Source organism: Cohnella faecalis, assembly GCF_003570905.1.
GTDB classification, from domain to species: domain Bacteria; phylum Bacillota; class Bacilli; order Paenibacillales; family Paenibacillaceae; genus Cohnella; species Cohnella faecalis.
This window is the reverse complement of the sequence record NZ_QXJM01000030.1, coordinates 141,623-158,063: the sequence shown is the minus strand read 5'-3', so window position 1 is coordinate 158,063 and position 16,441 is coordinate 141,623. Positions and strand designations below refer to the sequence as shown.

Genomic DNA, 16,441 nt, shown 5'->3' with positions numbered 1-16,441 from the left:
ATCGACGATGACGCTGATTAAAGAAGAGGAGCAGCTGCGCCGGAAAAGCGTCGTCTATTGCCCGTGCGAGCTTAACGCGGCGAGTCGATTTCCATAGAACATTTTATATGTCCCGAATGAAGGGCAGCCGTCTTGACGCGCTGAGGAAGGCGGCCGACGCTTTTCGAATCTATGTAAGATCGGATTCGCAGCATTGGCCGGGCAAAAAAACGCTTAAAATATGCGAGCTCCATATCGGCGAGAAAATCGACGAAAAACGTTCGACGATTACGACCAAATAGCGAAAAAACTCTCATACTTAAAAAGCCTCGATTCAACGCGATACAGATTATGCCCTCTTTTCCTTTTCCGTCCTACTCCGTATACGACTATTTCAACCTCGACAAGACGTACGCAGCGAGCGCGGGATTGAAAAATCTCGTTCGAACAGCAAAAGACTAGGCTTGAAGGTCATAATCGATATGGTGCTGCATGGTCCTTTGGAGAAGGAGCCGGCAAGCTGGCGCATGCCTCCGGCGAATACGAATTCGATTCGCCGTATTTAACCGATCGAACGGGATGGTTTTCCCGTCATGAGTCCGGCGATTACGCCAGGACGTATACGCGATCGTTCGATTTGGCGAATCCGGAGCTGCGTCGCCATATCTCCGAAGCGATCGCTTACTATGCAGGGTCGGTCGGAATCGACGCGTCCGGCTGGATGCCCAGACGTGGAATTTCTTCCCGAATTGGCGGCCCGAAGGCGGCAGAAAGCCTTATGAATCCATCTATGCCGGGTTTCGGATGATGGAGGAAATTCGTAAGGAAGCGAAGCGGCATTATCCCGATCTGATCTTCTACACGGAAGGGATGGCCCTCTTGCGGCAAAGTACCACGAGTTTCGCTACAACTACGATTTTCATTGGATATACCCGCATTATCGCCTGTCCGGGACGAACGGGGAATGTCGACGATGTTCTGGAACCCGGCATCGGAAAATACGCTGAGCTGGACGATCTGGCGCAATGGCTGGAAGAGCAAAGGACGACCGTCCCACCGGGACTAACCATCGTTCATCAAACCGATTCCCACGATTCCCACGAATGGGCCGCTTTTTGGCAGGGACAATTCCATCGGAAGCTTTCGGACCTCGTCTGCACCGGGTACACGCGGCGTTGGCTTTGTTCATGGACGGCGGCTTTATGTCTTTTTACGGCGCGGAGCTCGCAACGAGGCCTTCTATGCCCGGCTGTTGCCAATGAAGGATCTGCCGTTGTTCTCGCAAGGAAAATGCAGTTATACGGATGCCTGGACGAACGATACGAAAGTGTTCTGCGTGGCCTGGACGAAAGGGAGCGAATGGCGTCGTTATCGGCAATCTGGAGGATCGGGAGAAGGAGTGGAGGTCGTCTTTTTTCCGGAATCGGATATCGCCTTGAAGCACGGGGAAGCGATCCGCAACTTCTCGATTTGGCGGGGGACGGGAAGCTCTCGGTGCAGCCGAGACGGCCGCATCGGCTTTTCATGGCTCCTTGCGGTGTACTTGTTTTGTCGAATACGATAGAATGATCCATTAATAGAAGCTTATTCCGTCATTTCATTCCGATACGAGGTACAAACAGATGGCTACGATGAAGGACGTCGCGAAAAAAGCGGGGTAGCCCCGATTACAGTGTCGCGCGTATTGAACAATCCCGGCTCGGTTGCTTCCGCTACTAAGAAAAAAGTAATGAAGGCGATCGAGGAGCTGAACTTCAAGCCGAATCAAATAGCCCGCAGCATGATTACGCGCCGTACGAACACGATCGGATGCTTCTGTCGAACATTACGAATCCGTATTTTCCGGAAGTGCTTCTGGGCTTGAGGTGACGGCAAGAAGCCAAGGAAAAATTTGATCATATGCAACGCCATCGATTACGAGAATACTCTTCGAAGCCTCGATGTTCTGCTCGAAAAACGCGTGGACGCATCATCGTCGCGCCAATTGAATTTCCGTCCGTCGAGTCGCAGAAGGAGTTCTATTCCTATCTCGAAAGCTTGAGCTCCAAGCTGTCCGATCAGAGCATTCCCGTCGTGTTCATTAACAACGACCTGCAGGAAACGTCCCTGTCTTGCGTTTCCATCGACAACTATTTGAGCGCACGGCTGGCTATGGAGCATCTGCTGGCGTGGGACATAAGCGCATTGCCCACTTAACGGTCGAAAGGACGTCAAAGTATGGATCGAGCGGCTAAGGGGCTATAAAGACATGCTTGCAAGCAGCGGCATTGCGATCGACAGCTCGCTTATCGCGATGGCAGCGAGGATGTCGAGTCCGCGGAGCGGGCGGCGCTGAATTGCTCAAGCGGAAGGAGCGTCCTACCGCTGTTTTCGCCGCGAACGATACGCTCGCCATCGGGTCATCCATGCGGCGAACAGACTGGGCTGAACGTGCCGAGGATCTTTCCGTTATCGGTATCGACGGAACTCCGTTAGGGCTTTACATTTATCCAAAGCTGACGAGCGTCTCGCATCCGCGCTTCCAGATCGGGAAGTCTCGGTCAAGCTTATTATCGATAAAATCAACGGAGACACCTCGAATTTCAACGTCACGCTGAAGCCGGAATTGCTTGCAAGAGATAGCACGGGCCTGTCGGCGAATGAAGGGTACGGGCACACTCGCCGGTTGATCCGTTTTTTGTTCTTGAATGGTAACGATACCATAAAAGTGATCATATAACGTGATAAGCAAACCGGTCAGGAGGTTCTTATGGAGCAGCAATCGAACTGGCACGGCAGATGGATATGGAAGGCGCCCTCTCCTCGGGCGGGAGAAGGGGAACATGAGACCGTATACTTCCGCAGAACGTTCGAAGTGGGTTCGACCGGAAATTGCCGGCTGCTGGCGAGAGTTTCGGCCGATAGCCGCTATCGCTTGTATTTGAACGGAAAATCGCGTCGTCGCAGGCCCTTGCAAGGGCGATCGGTTCACGCATTATTTCGAGTCTGTCGATTTATCGGACATCTTGTGCAAGGAAGCAACGTATTGGCGGCACAGGTGCTGCACTATGCGGTTTCCGAGCCTTCCGCATCGGCTCCGGCGGTTCCGCATCCGTCTGGAGGTCGGAACCGGGTTTTCATATTTGACGGAAGCATTCAATATGATAATGGTAACGAAACCATAAATCTTCATAGCGACGAAAATTGGCGATATTCGGAGGACAGGCAATTCGTTTCATCCCGGAGAATTGGAAACGCTTTATGTCGCGGACCGGAACGAGTGGACGGAAGCTTGCTCCCCTTCCGATGGCAAACGGCCGGATTCGACGACAGCGGCTGGAAGAAGGCGGTCGTCGTCTCCGAAGTGATGATGATGAATGTTCGACAGCTAACTCCGTGGACGCTGACGCCGCGTCCCATACCCGATTTACGAAATTCACAAAGGCTTCGTACGGGTGACGCGCAGGATCGGGGGACAAAGCGAGCCCGCGTTTCAGACGTACTCGCTTGAACCGCTTGCAGAGGGCTATCCGGTTGGAGCGGGAGAAAAGCTGATTCTGGAGCTGGATGCCGGAGAACTGGTGACGGCGTTTCCGTTTCTGGAGATGGAAGCGCGCAGCGGGCCGAAGTGAAGCTGTTGTATTCCGAATGCTACGAAGCTCCTGCCGTTTCGAAGGCAAGCCGCAATAAAGGCGTTCGCGACGATTCGACAACGGCTGTTTGATCGGCGAGCAGGATATTTATCTCGCGGCGGGTATCGGCGGCGCGATAAAAACCCCTCCGGAGCGCTACGAGCCATTCTCGTTTCGCACCTTCCGTTATGTCCGTCTGGAGGTCAATGCGGGAGCCGAGCCTCTTGCCTTAAGGAGTTCAATTTCCGGGAGACGGGTTATCCGATTGAAGCGGTCGCCGATTTGCCAGCTCGATTCGACGCTGACTCCTCTGTGGAACATCAGCATACGCACCTTAAAGCGCTGCATGCACGAGACGTACGAGGATTGCCCGTATTACGAGCAGCTTCAATACATTCTGGATACCCGCCTGCAAGCCTTGTTTACGTACCCTTTGTCGGCGGACGACAGGCTTGCGCGGAAGGCGATATTCGATTTTCACAGCTCCGTCCTCCGAACGGCATGCTTCAAAGCCGTATCCGTCGGTTAGTCCACAAGTCATTCCCGGCTATTCGGTCCATTGGATATTCATGATAAGCGACCATTATCGCCTATTTCGCCGATCTGCTCTCGTACGAAGGTATTTGCCGACTATCGATGCCGTATTGGGTGGTTCGAGAGGCAGTTGACCTCCGAGGGCCTTGTCGGCCGGTTCCGGCCGAGTATTGGCGTTCGTCGATGGGTGACGAATGCGGACAATCGCGGAGTTCCGTCCGCGCACCGCCAAGGTCCGATTACGGTCTACAGCCTGCTGTATGCGCGGGCTCTCGAGGCGGCTGCGGAGCTGAACGACGAGGTGCGGACGGCGACGCGGACGAATACCGCAGGAAGAGCGAGATTGATCAAGCAAGCGAATCGTATTGCTGGTCTGACAAGAACGGTTGTTCCAGGACGTCGCCGGAATAGAGAGCTACTCCCAGCACGCGCAAGTATGGGCTGCTCCGGTACGCTGCAAGGCGAAGAAGCGGAAGCTCTGATGACGGAATGCTTGCGAGGCCGGAGATGCCCCGGTTTCGTATGCGATGTCGTTCTTTTTATTTCGCGCTCTAGCGATGACGGGCCGTTACGGCAAATCGTTCCGGCTATGGACGTCTGGCGAAAGCTGGCCGATTTGAACCTGACGACTTGGGTGGAGGATCCGGGTCGCAGCGCAGCGACTGCCATGCTTGGGAGCGGTGCCGATCTACGATTCGCCGCGGAAATACTCGGAGTCAAGCCGACCTGCGCGCTTCGACAAAGTGCTTGTCGAGCCGCAGACGGGAGAGCTCTCGTGGGCAAAAGGAAGCGTTGCAACTCCGAAGGGACTCGTTCGGTCGAGTGGGAGCTTAAGCTGGATCGTCTGTTTCGTCTGTACGTGGAAGCTCCGGCCGGCATGCGATTGCAGCAAACTGCCGGAATGGCACGCTTCTCGCCGGTCACGGATCGATTCCATCTTCCCTCTCCTCGGCCGAATTTCGTTCGGATCGATTTCGGGCTTGCCTCAAAGCTGCGCCGATTTCGTGCGGCCCGGCGCCTTGGCATTCGATCCGTTGTCCATCCGGCAGTTTGCATGCAATCGACATGCCGGCCGGAGCTTCCACGTACAGACGAAACAGACGATCCAGCTTAAGCTCCCACTCGACCCGAACGAGTCCCTTCGGAGTTGCCACGCTTCCTTTTGCCCACGAGAGCTCTCCCGTCTGCGGCTCGACAAGCACTTTGTCGAAGCCGCAGCCGTCCGGCTTGACTCCGAGTATTTCCGCGGCGAACTCGTAGATCGGCACCGCTCCCCAAGCATGGCAGTCGCTGCGCTGCGACACCGGATCCTCCACCCAAGTCGTCAGGTTCAAATCGGCCAGCTTTCGCCAGACGTCCCATAGCCGGAACGATTTGCCGTAACGGCCCGTCATCGCTAGAGCGCGAAATAAAAAGAACGACATCGCATACGAAACCCGGGGCATCTCCGGCCTCGCAAGCATTCCGTCCATCAGAGCTTCCGCTTCTTCGCCTTGCAGCGTACCGGAGAGCACCGCCCATACTTGCGCGTGCTGGGAGTAGCTCTCTATTCCCGGACCGTCCTGGAACAACCGTTCCTTGTCAGACCAGCAATACCGAATCGTCGCTTGCTTGATCAATCTCGCTCTTCTGCGGTATTCGTCCGCCGTCGCCGTCCGCACAGCCTCGTCGTTCAGCTCCGCAGCCGCCTCGAGAGCCGCCGCATACAGCAGGCTGTAGACCGTAATCGGACCTTGGCGGTGCGCGTCCGGAACTCCGCGATTGTCCCGCCATTCGTCCACCCAATCGACGAACGCCCAATACTCGGCCGGAACCCGGCCGACAAGGCCCTCGGAGGTCAACTGCCTCTCGAACCACCCCAATACGGCATCGATAGTCGGCAAATACCTTCGTACGAGAGCCAGATCGGCGAAATAGCGATAATGGTCGCTTATCATGAATATCCAATGGACCGAATAGCCGGGAATGACTTGTGGACTAACCGACGGATACCGGCTTTGAAGCATGCCGTTCGGAAGGACGGAGCTGTGAAAATCGAATATCGCCTTCCGCGCAAGCCTGTCGTCCGCCGACAAAGGGTACGTAAACAAGGCTTGCAGGCGGGTATCCAGAATGTATTGAAGCTGCTCGTAATACGGGCAATCCTCGTACGTCTCGTGCATGCAGCGCTTTAAGGTGCGTATGCTGATGTTCCACAGAGGAGTCAGCGTCGAATCCGAGCTGGCAAAATCGGCGACCGCTTCAATCGGATAACCCGTCTCCCGGAAATTGAACCTCCTTAAGGCAAGAGGCTCGGCTCCCGCATTGACCTCCAGACGGACATAACGGAAGGTGCGAAACGAGAATGGCTCGTAGCGCTCCGGAGGGGTTTTATCGCGCCCGCCGATACCCGCCGCGAGATAAATATCCTGCTCGCCGATCAAACAGCCGTTGTCGACATCGTCGCGAACGCCTTTATTGCGGCTTGCCTTCGAAACGGCAGGAGCTTCGTAGCATTCGGAATACAACAGCTTCACTTCGGCCCCGCTGCCGCCTTCCATCTCCAGAAACGGAAACGCCGTCACCAGTTCTCCGGCATCCAGCTCCAGAATCAGCTTTTCTCCCGCTCCAACCGGATAGCCCTCTGCAAGCGGTTCAAGCGAGTACGTCTGAAACGCGGGCTCGCTTTGTCCCCCGATCCTGCGCGTCACCCGTACGAAGCCTTTGTGAATTTCGTACAAATCGGGTATGGGACGCGGCGTCAGCGTCCACGGAGTTAGCTGTCCGAACCATTCATCCATCACTTCGGAGACGACGACCGCCTTCTTCCAGCCGCTGTCGTCGAATCCGGCCGTTTGCCATCGGAAGGGGAGCAAGCTTCCGTCCACTCGTTCCGGTCCGCCGACATAAAGCGTTTCCAATTCTCCGGGATGAAACCGAATTGCCCTGTCCTCCGAATATCGCCAATTTTCGTCGCTATGAAGATTTATGGTTTCGTTACCATTATCATATTGAATGCTTCCGTCAAATATGAAAACCCCGGTTCCGGACCTCCAGACGGATGCGGAACCGCCGGAGCCGATGCGGAAAGGCTCGGAAACCGCATAGTGCAGCACCTGTGCCGCCAATACGTTGCTTCCTTGCACAAGATGTCCCGATAAATCGACAGACTCGAAATAATGCGTGAACCGATCGCCCTTGCAAGGGCCTGCGACGACCGATTTTCCGTTCAAATACAAGCGATAGCGGCTATCGGCCGAAACTCTCGCCAGCAGCCGGCAATTTCCGGTCGAACCCACTTCGAACGTTCTGCGGAAGTATACGGTCTCATGTTCCCCTTCTCCCGCCCGAGGAGAGGGCGCCTTCCATATCCATCTGCCGTGCCAGTTCGATTGCTGCTCCATAAGAACCTCCTGACCGGTTTGCTTATCACGTTATATGATCACTTTTATGGTATCGTTACCATTCAAGAACAAAAAACGGATCAACCGGCGAGTGTGCCCGTACCCTTCATTCGCCGACAGGCCCCGTGCTATCTCTTGCAAGCAATTCCGGCTTCAGCGTGACGTTGAAATTCGAGGTGTCTCCGTTGATTTTATCGATAATAAGCTTGACCGAGACTTCCCCGATCTGGAAGCGCGGATGCGAGACGCTCGTCAGCTTTGGATAAATGTAAAGCCCTAACGGAGTTCCGTCGATACCGATAACGGAAAGATCCCTCGGCACGTTCAGCCCCAGTCTGTTCGCCGCATGGATGACCCCGATGGCGAGCGTATCGTTCGCGGCGAAAACAGCGGTAGGACGCTCCTTCCGCTTGAGCAATTCCAGCGCCGCCCGCTCCGCGGACTCGACATCCTCGCTGCCCATCGCGATAAGCGAGCTGTCGATCGCAATGCCGCTGCTTGCAAGCATGTCTTTATAGCCCCTTAGCCGCTCGATCCATACTTTGACGTCCCTTTCGACCGTTAAGTGGGCAATGCGCTTATGTCCCAACGCCAGCAGATGCTCCATAGCCAGCCGTGCGCTCAAATAGTTGTCGATGGAAACGCAAGACAGGGACGTTTCCTGCAGGTCGTTGTTAATGAACACGACGGGAATGCTCTGATCGGACAGCTTGGAGCTCAAGCTTTCGAGATAGGAATAGAACTCCTTCTGCGACTCGACGGACGGAAATTCAATTGGCGCGACGATGATGCCGTCCACGCGTTTTTCGAGCAGAACATCGAGGCTTCGAAGAGTATTCTCGTAATCGATGGCGTTGCATATGATCAAATTTTTCCCTTGGCTTCTTGCCGTCACCTCAAGCCCCAGAAGCACTTCCGGAAAATACGGATTCGTAATGTTCGACAGAAGCATCCCGATCGTGTTCGTACGGCGCGTAATCATGCTGCGGGCTATTTGATTCGGCTTGAAGTTCAGCTCCTCGATCGCCTTCATTACTTTTTTCTTAGTAGCGGAAGCAACCGAGCCGGGATTGTTCAATACGCGCGACACTGTAATCGGGGCTACCCCCGCTTTTTTCGCGACGTCCTTCATCGTAGCCATCTGTTTGTACCTCGTATCGGAATGAAATGACGGAATAAGCTTCTATTAATGGATCATTCTATCGTATTCGACAAAACAAGTACACCGCAAGGAGCCATGAAAAGCCCGATGCGGCCGTCCTCGGCTGCACCCGAGAGCTTCCCGTCCCCCGCCAAATCGAGAAGTTGCGGATCGCTTCCCCGTGCCTTCAAGGCGATATCCGATTCCGGAAAAAAGACGACCTCCACCTCCTTCTCCCGATCCTCCAGATTGCCGATAACGACCGCCCATTCGCTCCCTTTCGTCCAGGCCACGCAGAACACTTTCGTATCGTTCGTCCAGGCATCCGTATAACTGCATTTTCCTTGCGAGAACAACGGCAGATCCTTCATTGGCAACAGCCGGGCATAGAAGGCCTCGTTGCCGAGCTCCGCGCCGTAAAAAGACATAAAGCCGCCGTCCATGAACAAAGCCAACGCCGCGTGTACCCGGTGCAGACGAGGTCCGAAAGCTTCCCGATGGAATTGTCCCTGCCAAAAAGCGGCCCATTCGTGGGAATCGTGGGAATCGGTTTGATGAACGATGGTTAGTCCCGGTGGGACGGTCGTCCTTTGCTCTTCCAGCCATTGCGCCAGATCGCTCCAGCTCAGCGTATTTTCCGATGCCGGGTTCCAGAACATCGTCGACATTCCCCGTTCGTCCCGGACAGGCGATAATGCCGGGTATATCCAATGAAAATCGTAGTTGTAGCGAAACTCGTGGTACTTTGCCGCAAGAGGGCCCATCCCTTCCGTGTAGAAGATCAGATCGGGATAATGCCGCTTCGCTTCCTTACGAATTTCCTCCATCATCCGAAACCCGGCATAGATGGATTCATAAGGCTTTCTGCCGCCTTCGGGCCGCCAATTCGGGAAGAAATTCCACGTCTGGGCATCCAGCCGGACGCCGTCGATTCCGACCGACCCTGCATAGTAAGCGATCGCTTCGGAGATATGGCGACGCAGCTCCGGATTCGCCAAATCGAACGATCGCGTATACGTCCTGGCGTAATCGCCGGACTCATGACGGGAAAACCATCCCGTTCGATCGGTTAAATACGGCGAATCGAATTCGTATTCGCCCGGAGGCATGCGCCAGCTTGCCGGCTCCTTCTCCAAAGGACCATGCAGCACCATATCGATTATGACCTTCAAGCCTAGTCTTTTTGCTGTTCGAACGAGATTTTTCAATCCCCGCTCGCTGCCGTACGTCTTGTCGAGGTTGAAATAGTCGTATACGGAGTAGGACGGAAAAGGAAAAGAGGGCATAATCTGTATCGCGTTGAATCCGAGGCTTTTTAAGTATGAGAGTTTTTTCGCTATTTGGTCGTAATCGTCGAACGTTTTTCGTCCGATTTTCTCGCCGATATGGAGCTCGCATATTTTAAGCGTTTTTTGCCCGGCCAATGCCTGCGAATCCGATCTTACATAGATTCGAAAAGCGTCGGCCGCCTTCCTCAGCGCGTCAAGACGGCTGCCCTTCATTCGGGACATATAAAATGTTCCTATGGAAATCGACTCGCCGCGTTCAAGCTCGCACGGGCAATAGACGACGCTTTCCGGCGCAGCTGCTCCTCTTCTTTAATCAGCGTCATCGTCGATACCGCAGGAAACATGTCGCTCATCCACCAGGACAACATGGCCGATTCCGATTCGGCATGATAGACGCCCATGATGGAAGTGCCGTTTCCCGGCTCATCCTTCTTGCGGCTTCCGAACACGGCCCGATCCTCGCAGCCGTCCAGCTTGCGATGCAGATCGATAGGCAGGGTAAGCTCCGGGATATATCCCGGCATGAGCAGCTCCCATTCGTCAAGCCGGCGGTAACCGAAGCCTCCGAGATTCAGCCGTACGGCGCGCAAAACAGGGTTGCGCGAATCGTTCGTCGTCTTTACGTCTACGCTGACGGCCAAGGAAGCATCTCCGCAATAGAGGAACGTTGTCGTCAATTCCCAATGACCGTCTATTTTCGTCCGGATAACGAGCCGTTTTTCCCGTTCCGAAACGGTCTTAACCTCGTCATGGATCAATTCCGACCTTGCGCCCGTCAGCATAACGTTACGAATGGCAATCATTTGCTCGGCATCGTTAGCGGCGGAGATTCCGTTAAGTTCGAGGGAGACGAAGGGCTCGGGAAAAACAAACGTGGTTAGCGCTTCGTCTTCCTTCTCCCACCTCAAAGGCAACCCGGATGCCGAATCGTATACTAATCGGCTGTCGCCGAATGTAACGGCCTTCTCCATAAAGCCCCCCTCTCACCGGTTATGGCAGCGCATTCATAAAAATCGAGCTTGACTCATCAACATCCGAATGGTTGCGTTATCATTTCAAAATAAATGTATTCGCCCCTGGCCGCTTTGTCAAGAGCCATTCGCAAAGGAGCGCTCCATTCGAAGCCGGCTATTTTGTTTGCTTGATTTTCGCTATTTGGGCACGATTGGAATGTAAATATCGACGCGCGCGTCGTTCCGATCGTTCACCGGCTCCCGATAATATTCGAAATCCGCCATCATCTGCGGATCGAGTCGATATTCGGAGGCAGGCAGCCATTCGTCGTAGATGTACCGGAACAATCCGGAAATATTCGACAACGGCCCTCGCAGAGAGAATACCGCATACTCCGCCTCCTGAACTTCCTTGGAGAACAGCCCGTCCGGCACATCCGTGATCCGATCCACTTCCGCCGCCGCTATGTAATGAAACTTCGGCATTTGCCCGGGAACGAGCTCGCAGCCCCGCGAATAATCCTCGAATCCGATCATGACGGCCGGCTCGCTCCGATCCGGAATTTCGTCGAGGCGCTCTAGCAGCTCGTCCCATGCTTGAACGATGGACGCTTGTCCGTTGTCCGTGTACCGCTGTGCCCCAACCAGAAAAAAACGTTCTTTCCGCATGAATCGCGGCTGCGATGAAGCGCCGCTTATTTGATTAGCCATTCGCATCGTCTCCCTTTCCGGTACTCCCCGGTCAGTCATAGTAACACCATTATAGCATCGCAAGCTGCGAAATTTGTTCCCTCGAATCATACAAAAAACCTACCGCTGTGCGATAGGCCCTTAGATCTGTCATTGTTGGAGCTACGAAACGGAGCTTTTCCGAATTCGTCTTCTTCGACCGTTGAATAGCTTGTACCAAATACTACCTTGATCGTCCTGGAATATCTTAATCCCGATCAGTCTCATGGGCGTCCATATTTCGCGGAAGTAAAAATGAGGCATAATACCCCTCCTTCTACTAGCAAATATAGTCCATAAATAACTTGACGAATAGTGATAGCTGTCATTTTTATGTCATATGACAAAATGGATAAAACTAACAAATAAAACGCAAATAAACTAAAAAGGCTACCTCAAAGGTCCTAAGACCTTGAGATAACCTGTCGAATGACAACATCCTACTCGAAACGCCTAATTGGCTGGTTCCTTACGTAAACATGCTTGATCTTCGAATCGCCGGATTCCCGTTCTTCGATTTCAAATTGCTTCAAGCTTTTAATAAGCGGCGTAAGCTTGGCGAAGCCGAAGTTGCGCGGATCGAAGTCGGGCTTCTTCTTCAAGATCAGGTTGCCGACGACCGCAAGGAAAGCCCAGCCGTTCTCGTCGTCCACGTCATTGATAGAAGCCGAGATCAGGCCGATGATTTCGTCTCCGACAGGAAGCGTCCCGTGCTTGTGCTCCTTGACTGCGACATTCTCTTTTTTCGCTTCACTGCCTGCGTCGGAGGATGCTTTTCGATCCGGGTTATGGGATGATTTTCATATAAGTGAATTTGTCGCAAGCGGCGATGAACGGATGGGCTTCGTCCTCTCGTCCGAACCCGACCACCTTCATTCCCGCTTCGGCGGAGAACGGGTACGAGTCTCGTAATCGGCTGTCGCTGGAAAAGATGCAAACCATTCGACTTTCTCGAATAACAGATATGTCCATCGCCATCGCATGATTCATCCCGAAATCGTCGAGTTTTTCCCGTGGTTAGCGTAATTGGATAGGAGTTATGCGTTCTCCAGCAGACGTTTTCCAGCCGGCGCCGTCGTGTGCCGTCAATCCGCTTAAATCCGCTTGATCGTCGGGTTCCGTGCTTGGCGATTTCCTCATGATTCCTTTGATGTCTCGTATAAGGAACGTATCGCGTCAATGAAGTACCGCAAAGCCTTCGTTCATTCGATGGAGACATGATCCATTCCTTTTCGTCTGGTTGTCCTCTTCGTGCAGATTCATATCAAGGTGAGGTAATTTCTCCATAGTAAGCATCGGGCATCCGAAAGCATCTTCCTTCCGACTTCATGTCGGAAAAGGATTGGCTTGCGCAAAAAAAAGACCTTCATCCGATACGGACGAAAGGCTCTTCTTTCGTTAGCTTTTTATAGAAATCGTGATCGATTCTACCGAGGTGCCGTGAGCTCGTGAATGACATTGATAGCACTTCGCCCCGTACCGGGCCGTATATCGTTGCACCCTGACGCCTTGCGCGTGCCCGCCGCCCCAGACATGTCGAGGTCGTCTTTGCCGTCCGGCGTCGCATCGACGACGTCTTGGGCGAGTCGTGCCGGGCTTGCGTCCGAATGTCGCTCGCTTCCGCCCAAATCGCGATACTCCCGTTGCGATTGATGACGTGAGTCGCCTCGGGAAGAGCGCCTTTTCCGTCTCGATCGTCACGAAGCCGTGTCTCCGGCGATCAGCTTCGTCGCTTGTCGCAACGATTTCAGCGCCGATTGTGGCGGCTTGTTTTTGCATTTCCACAAGTCGGGCCTCTGAATTTCTTATACCCATGTGATTTCAAACACCACGCGCGCTTCGTCATGCTGTTGATCGCTGTCGATGAAGCAGCGTCGACTTGCCCTGCCTTGCGTGAACAATGCGCGCTGACCGCGGACCGCTTCCGATAATGCTACGTCACTGCATCGGTACTCACTCCAGAAAAATTTGGACTTCATTTTATATTATACTTAGCCAATAATGTTTCAAAAATTAACCGGCGAAGAGCCTCCGCTCTCCGCCGGTTTTTCTCATGCTGCCGTCTTCTGAAGCCGCTCCACCGCAACCGTTGCGATTCGTAGGCTTTGCCCTCTTGCACGCGGCGCACCCCATTGCGACGTCACGTTCTGACCATACCGGCTGACCTTATCCAGCTCCGGATAGGTGCTCTCGATTCGTATATTCCTGGCGGTTCCCCGGCTTGCATGATTGTCCGCCTCATGTAACCGTACGAGGATCGCGTGTAATTAGCCTGTTGTGATCGTAACCTGCCCGCCGCGAGTCTTCGTTATCTCCGTCGACTGTCCATGTCATAGCGTCTTTTCTTCGTGCCTTCGCATCGGCGGAACCGCTGCACCGTCTTCTCTTCGGCGTCATAATGGATTATGCTCCTTCACGCTGTTTTTGGCGTTGAATTACCTTACAAACAATTTATGCCGCGGCGATGATTTTGCATACGGGATGGCGGGGCACCCTTTGGACAAATGCAGCCGGAACCATACCGGAGCTTGCCCAATGCTTATCGTGAAGGAGAGCGGTTTCTTATGCATTTACGTTCTGGAAGGCGCGATCAGCTTTTCGGTCTCGTCAGTCCCGTCAAAATGTTCACCGCGCAGAGGATAAAAGACGTTCATCTGCGTACAATTTCACAAGGATGCGCACCGCCCGATCGCAACGTCCGCATTGCCCTGCATTTGTGCGACAAGCAAGTGAGTGGGAGAATATTTCGCGGGGCTACGGAGTATCTAAAAGGCGTTCGTGCTGTTCGATTCCGAGGAATTGGATGCGATCAAAAAGCCGGATACGACGCGCACGAGTCAAATTGGATTTTGTCGACATTGACGGAAACATCCGCTATATTACAGAAGGCGTACTACTTGTCGCCCGGATCAGGCGGCTCGGGCCATACAGCCTGCTGCTTGAACGATGCGCAGTCCGGACGAAGGATCGGCATGCCCAAAGTGGCATCCGAAGCAAGAGCAGCCTTGCCGCTATCCGGCCGTCGATAATTGCATATCTCATGGAGCGATGCATTTTCCGACGAGATCGGGCGCTCGTCAAGTGACGAATTTGCCCGAAAAGACGGCTTCATCAACGAAACGGAGCTACGATGCCAAGATGCTGATCGAGCAGCTCTCACTCCGTTCGAGCGAAAAATTATACCGACGAATTACAGGTCGGCTTTGCTCGAAGCCATTCAACGCAAAGTTCCGTGAGAAGGCGCCTATTGGTTCACCGTCCGCCGCGGAAAAGAACGAACGTCATCGATCTGATGGCGCTGACGAGTCTGGAGCGGTTAGCGGGAGGCGGGGCGCCGCAGTATGGGGCGGTTCAAGTTTTGACGGAAAAATCGGCCCAAGTAAGCAAGGCGCGAGGAAACAAGCGACCGGCGGCAAGCGAAGCGGGGGATCGGAGTGATGCCCCTTAGCGTCGAGAACGCAACCAGCGACAAAACGTCGAAAAAGTCTTCGCCCTTCTAGTAATCTTTTAAGAGCAATCTCCTTTTTTTCTCCGGCTGCGGTGCCGCGGGTTGCGGTTTATCCCGGTCGGCGTGTCGGGCAACGAATCGGCTGCGAAACTTCGATTTCGGAGCTGGCGGCAGGAACGATTGTGGGGGCGAGACTTTCACGTTTTAGGTCGCTGGTTTTGCGTTCTCGACCGCTACAGGTCATCCTCCGATTGCCCGCTTTCGACTTGCGCCGGTCGCTTTCGCGCTGCTTTACTTGCGGCCGATTTTCCCGTCAAGCTTGACCGCCATACCTGCCGCCGCCGCTCCGGCTTAACGCTCCAGATCCTTGCAGCGCCGCCATCAGATCAGATTGACGTTCGCTCTTTCCGCGGCCGGAGCGGTGGAACTCGGCGCCCTTCTCCGGACACATTGCGTTGAATGGTTGCTTCAGCAAAAGCCGGACCTGTAATCGGCGGTATATTTTTTCGGGCTCAACGGAATGGAAGCTGCTCGATCAGCAATCTTGGCACATCGTTAGCTCCCGTTCTTGATGCAGCCGTCTTTTCGGGCAAATTTCGGCACTTGACCGCTAGCGCCGGATCTCGTATGGAATGTCGTTTCCATGCATATGCATTATCGACGGGCCGGTAGCGCAGCGCTCTGCTTCGCATCGCCACCTTGGCAATGCCGATTCTTGCCGGACTTGCCGCATCGCCTTCAAGAGACAGGCTGTTATGCACCGGAGCCCCGCTCTGATCGCGAAATAGTTACGCTGGCTTGGTTAATATAGCGGATCCGGTTCCGTCAAGTCACAAAATCCAAGAATTGAATCGTGCGCGTCCACGTATCCGGCTTGATCGACATCCAATTTCCTCGGAATCAACAGACAAACCGCCCTTTTTTAATACTCGTAGTGCCGGCGAAATTTCTTCCCACTCACTGCTTGTCGCAAGAGGGCAAGTGCGGACGTGGGCGATTCGGTGCCGCATTCTTGTGAATGTAGCGCGAATGAAACGCTTTCTCCTCTGTCGCGGGTGAACATTTTGACCGGGACGTGACACGACCGAAGATGATCGCGCCTTTCCAGCGGTTCATAAGAACCGCTCTCCTTCACGATAAGCTATTGGGCAGCTCCTGTATGGTTCCGCTTGCATTGTCAAAAGGGTGCCCCATCCGATGCAAAATCAATCGCCGCGGCATATTAGTTTGAGGTTATCCAACGCCAAAACAGCTGAAGGAGCATATGCAATAATGGACGCGAGCAGGAAACGTGCAGCCGGTTTTCGCCGATGCGAAATCACGAAGGAAAAGACGCCTATGATGGAATCATCGAGATGAATTATACGAAGACTC

At 53.9% G+C, this 16,441-nt stretch carries 20 protein-coding genes; 10 read left to right on the top strand and 10 right to left on the bottom strand.

Features of this window, described 5'->3' with window-relative positions; genetic code table 11:
• Positions 1-107 precede the first annotated feature (107 nt).
• On the top strand, positions 108-281 hold the full coding sequence (locus D3H35_RS30690) for a hypothetical protein (protein WP_158594047.1): 174 nt from the start codon (positions 108-110) through the stop codon (positions 279-281).
• 382 nt (positions 282-663) lie between these two features.
• On the opposite strand, the gene D3H35_RS30305 is transcribed toward D3H35_RS30690, so the two are convergent.
• Entirely contained in the window at positions 664-1,020 is a 357-nt protein-coding gene (locus D3H35_RS30305) for a hypothetical protein (RefSeq protein ID WP_147355804.1), read from the bottom strand.
• 217 nt (positions 1,021-1,237) lie between these two features.
• Between D3H35_RS30305 and D3H35_RS30300 the strand changes: the two genes are divergently transcribed.
• The 7 genes from D3H35_RS30300 (at position 1,238) to D3H35_RS09985 (ending at position 4,119) form a co-directional block, all read left to right on the top strand.
• Positions 1,238-1,543 (top strand): hypothetical protein, encoded by a 306-nt coding sequence (locus D3H35_RS30300; RefSeq protein ID WP_147355803.1) that lies wholly within the window; start codon positions 1,238-1,240, stop codon positions 1,541-1,543.
• 12 nt (positions 1,544-1,555) lie between these two features.
• Positions 1,556-1,843 carry a LacI family DNA-binding transcriptional regulator gene (locus tag D3H35_RS34765; RefSeq protein ID WP_119148942.1) on the top strand — a complete coding sequence of 96 codons (288 nt, stop codon included), beginning with the start codon at positions 1,556-1,558 and terminating at the stop codon, positions 1,841-1,843.
• Between the two features lie 35 nt (positions 1,844-1,878).
• Complete coding sequence (locus D3H35_RS10000; protein WP_119148941.1) at positions 1,879-2,175, top strand: LacI family transcriptional regulator; 297 nt, start codon at positions 1,879-1,881, stop codon at positions 2,173-2,175.
• A 56-nt stretch (positions 2,176-2,231) separates the two neighbouring features.
• The gene (locus D3H35_RS34760) at positions 2,232-2,576 is read left to right on the top strand and encodes a substrate-binding domain-containing protein (RefSeq protein ID WP_158594045.1); all 345 of its coding nucleotides are present in this window, start codon (positions 2,232-2,234) and stop codon (positions 2,574-2,576) included.
• A 152-nt stretch (positions 2,577-2,728) separates the two neighbouring features.
• Positions 2,729-3,469, top strand: a complete 741-nt coding sequence (locus D3H35_RS34755; RefSeq protein WP_119148939.1) for an alpha-L-rhamnosidase N-terminal domain-containing protein — start codon at positions 2,729-2,731, stop codon at positions 3,467-3,469.
• Positions 3,414-3,590, top strand: coding sequence for a hypothetical protein (locus D3H35_RS30685; protein WP_158594044.1), 177 nt, complete (start codon positions 3,414-3,416; stop codon positions 3,588-3,590). Before D3H35_RS34755 ends, D3H35_RS30685 begins: the two co-directional genes overlap by 56 nt.
• 88 nt (positions 3,591-3,678) lie before the next feature.
• A complete protein-coding gene (locus D3H35_RS09985; protein ID WP_119148938.1) occupies positions 3,679-4,119 on the top strand; it encodes a hypothetical protein in 441 nt (146 codons plus the stop codon).
• Between the two features lie 693 nt (positions 4,120-4,812).
• On the opposite strand, the gene D3H35_RS09980 is transcribed toward D3H35_RS09985, so the two are convergent.
• From D3H35_RS09980 to D3H35_RS31305, 8 genes are all read right to left on the bottom strand, one after another.
• On the bottom strand, positions 4,813-5,061 hold the full coding sequence (locus D3H35_RS09980) for a hypothetical protein (protein WP_119148937.1): 249 nt from the start codon (positions 5,059-5,061) through the stop codon (positions 4,813-4,815).
• The gene (locus tag D3H35_RS09975; RefSeq protein WP_119148936.1) at positions 5,045-7,507 is read right to left on the bottom strand and encodes an alpha-L-rhamnosidase-related protein; all 2,463 of its coding nucleotides are present in this window, start codon (positions 7,505-7,507) and stop codon (positions 5,045-5,047) included. The genes D3H35_RS09980 and D3H35_RS09975 overlap by 17 nt, the downstream gene beginning before the upstream one ends.
• A 106-nt stretch (positions 7,508-7,613) precedes the next feature.
• Positions 7,614-8,648, bottom strand: a complete 1,035-nt coding sequence (locus D3H35_RS09970) for a LacI family DNA-binding transcriptional regulator (protein WP_119148935.1) — start codon at positions 8,646-8,648, stop codon at positions 7,614-7,616.
• A 53-nt stretch (positions 8,649-8,701) separates the two neighbouring features.
• Positions 8,702-10,159, bottom strand: coding sequence for an alpha-amylase family glycosyl hydrolase (locus D3H35_RS09965; protein ID WP_119148934.1), 1,458 nt, complete (start codon positions 10,157-10,159; stop codon positions 8,702-8,704).
• Positions 10,160-10,170: 11 nt separating this feature from the next.
• The gene (locus tag D3H35_RS09960; RefSeq protein WP_119148933.1) at positions 10,171-10,908 is read right to left on the bottom strand and encodes a hypothetical protein; all 738 of its coding nucleotides are present in this window, start codon (positions 10,906-10,908) and stop codon (positions 10,171-10,173) included.
• Positions 10,909-11,088: 180 nt separating this feature from the next.
• Positions 11,089-11,601, bottom strand: coding sequence for a GyrI-like domain-containing protein (locus D3H35_RS09955; protein WP_158594041.1), 513 nt, complete (start codon positions 11,599-11,601; stop codon positions 11,089-11,091).
• A gap of 458 nt (positions 11,602-12,059) precedes the next feature.
• Complete coding sequence (locus D3H35_RS31310) at positions 12,060-12,296, bottom strand: OST-HTH/LOTUS domain-containing protein (RefSeq protein ID WP_267901371.1); 237 nt, start codon at positions 12,294-12,296, stop codon at positions 12,060-12,062.
• Positions 12,297-12,405: 109 nt separating this feature from the next.
• Positions 12,406-12,597: an NYN domain-containing protein gene (locus D3H35_RS31305; protein WP_199728501.1), complete on the bottom strand. Its 192-nt coding sequence runs from the start codon at positions 12,595-12,597 to the stop codon at positions 12,406-12,408.
• A gap of 1,919 nt (positions 12,598-14,516) precedes the next feature.
• Here D3H35_RS31305 and D3H35_RS33445 point away from each other — a divergent pair.
• Together D3H35_RS33445 and D3H35_RS09930 are read left to right on the top strand one after the other, a co-directional pair.
• Positions 14,517-14,648, top strand: a complete 132-nt coding sequence (locus tag D3H35_RS33445; protein ID WP_267901369.1) for a hypothetical protein — start codon at positions 14,517-14,519, stop codon at positions 14,646-14,648.
• A gap of 218 nt (positions 14,649-14,866) precedes the next feature.
• Complete coding sequence (locus D3H35_RS09930) at positions 14,867-15,067, top strand: hypothetical protein (protein ID WP_119148929.1); 201 nt, start codon at positions 14,867-14,869, stop codon at positions 15,065-15,067.
• A 512-nt stretch (positions 15,068-15,579) separates the two neighbouring features.
• Here D3H35_RS09930 and D3H35_RS09925 read toward each other — a convergent pair.
• Entirely contained in the window at positions 15,580-15,828 is a 249-nt protein-coding gene (locus D3H35_RS09925) for a hypothetical protein (RefSeq protein ID WP_119148928.1), read from the bottom strand.
• Between the last annotated feature and the right edge of the window lie 613 nt (positions 15,829-16,441).

Bases quoted from the DNA above. Each gene is read 5' to 3' on its own strand.
- D3H35_RS09980 (WP_119148937.1), bottom strand. From the start codon at position 5,061: ATGGAATCGATCCGTGACCGGCGAGAAGCGTGCCATTCCGGCAGTTTG.
- D3H35_RS30690 (WP_158594047.1), top strand. From the start codon at position 108: ATGTCCCGAATGAAGGGCAGCCGTCTTGACGCGCTGAGGAAGGCGGCC.
- D3H35_RS31305 (WP_199728501.1), bottom strand. From the start codon at position 12,597: ATGGCGATGGACATATCTGTTATTCGAGAAAGTCGAATGGTTTGCATC.
- D3H35_RS10000 (WP_119148941.1), top strand. From the start codon at position 1,879: ATGCAACGCCATCGATTACGAGAATACTCTTCGAAGCCTCGATGTTCT.
- D3H35_RS34755 (WP_119148939.1), top strand. From the start codon at position 2,729: ATGGAGCAGCAATCGAACTGGCACGGCAGATGGATATGGAAGGCGCCC.
- D3H35_RS09955 (WP_158594041.1), bottom strand. From the start codon at position 11,601: ATGGCTAATCAAATAAGCGGCGCTTCATCGCAGCCGCGATTCATGCGG.
- D3H35_RS09965 (WP_119148934.1), bottom strand. From the start codon at position 10,159: ATGTCCCGAATGAAGGGCAGCCGTCTTGACGCGCTGAGGAAGGCGGCC.
- D3H35_RS09970 (WP_119148935.1), bottom strand. From the start codon at position 8,648: ATGGCTACGATGAAGGACGTCGCGAAAAAAGCGGGGGTAGCCCCGATT.
- D3H35_RS09960 (WP_119148933.1), bottom strand. From the start codon at position 10,908: ATGGAGAAGGCCGTTACATTCGGCGACAGCCGATTAGTATACGATTCG.
- D3H35_RS30300 (WP_147355803.1), top strand. From the start codon at position 1,238: ATGAAGGATCTGCCGTTGTTCTCGCAAGGAAAATGCAGTTATACGGAT.
- D3H35_RS09975 (WP_119148936.1), bottom strand. From the start codon at position 7,507: ATGGAGCAGCAATCGAACTGGCACGGCAGATGGATATGGAAGGCGCCC.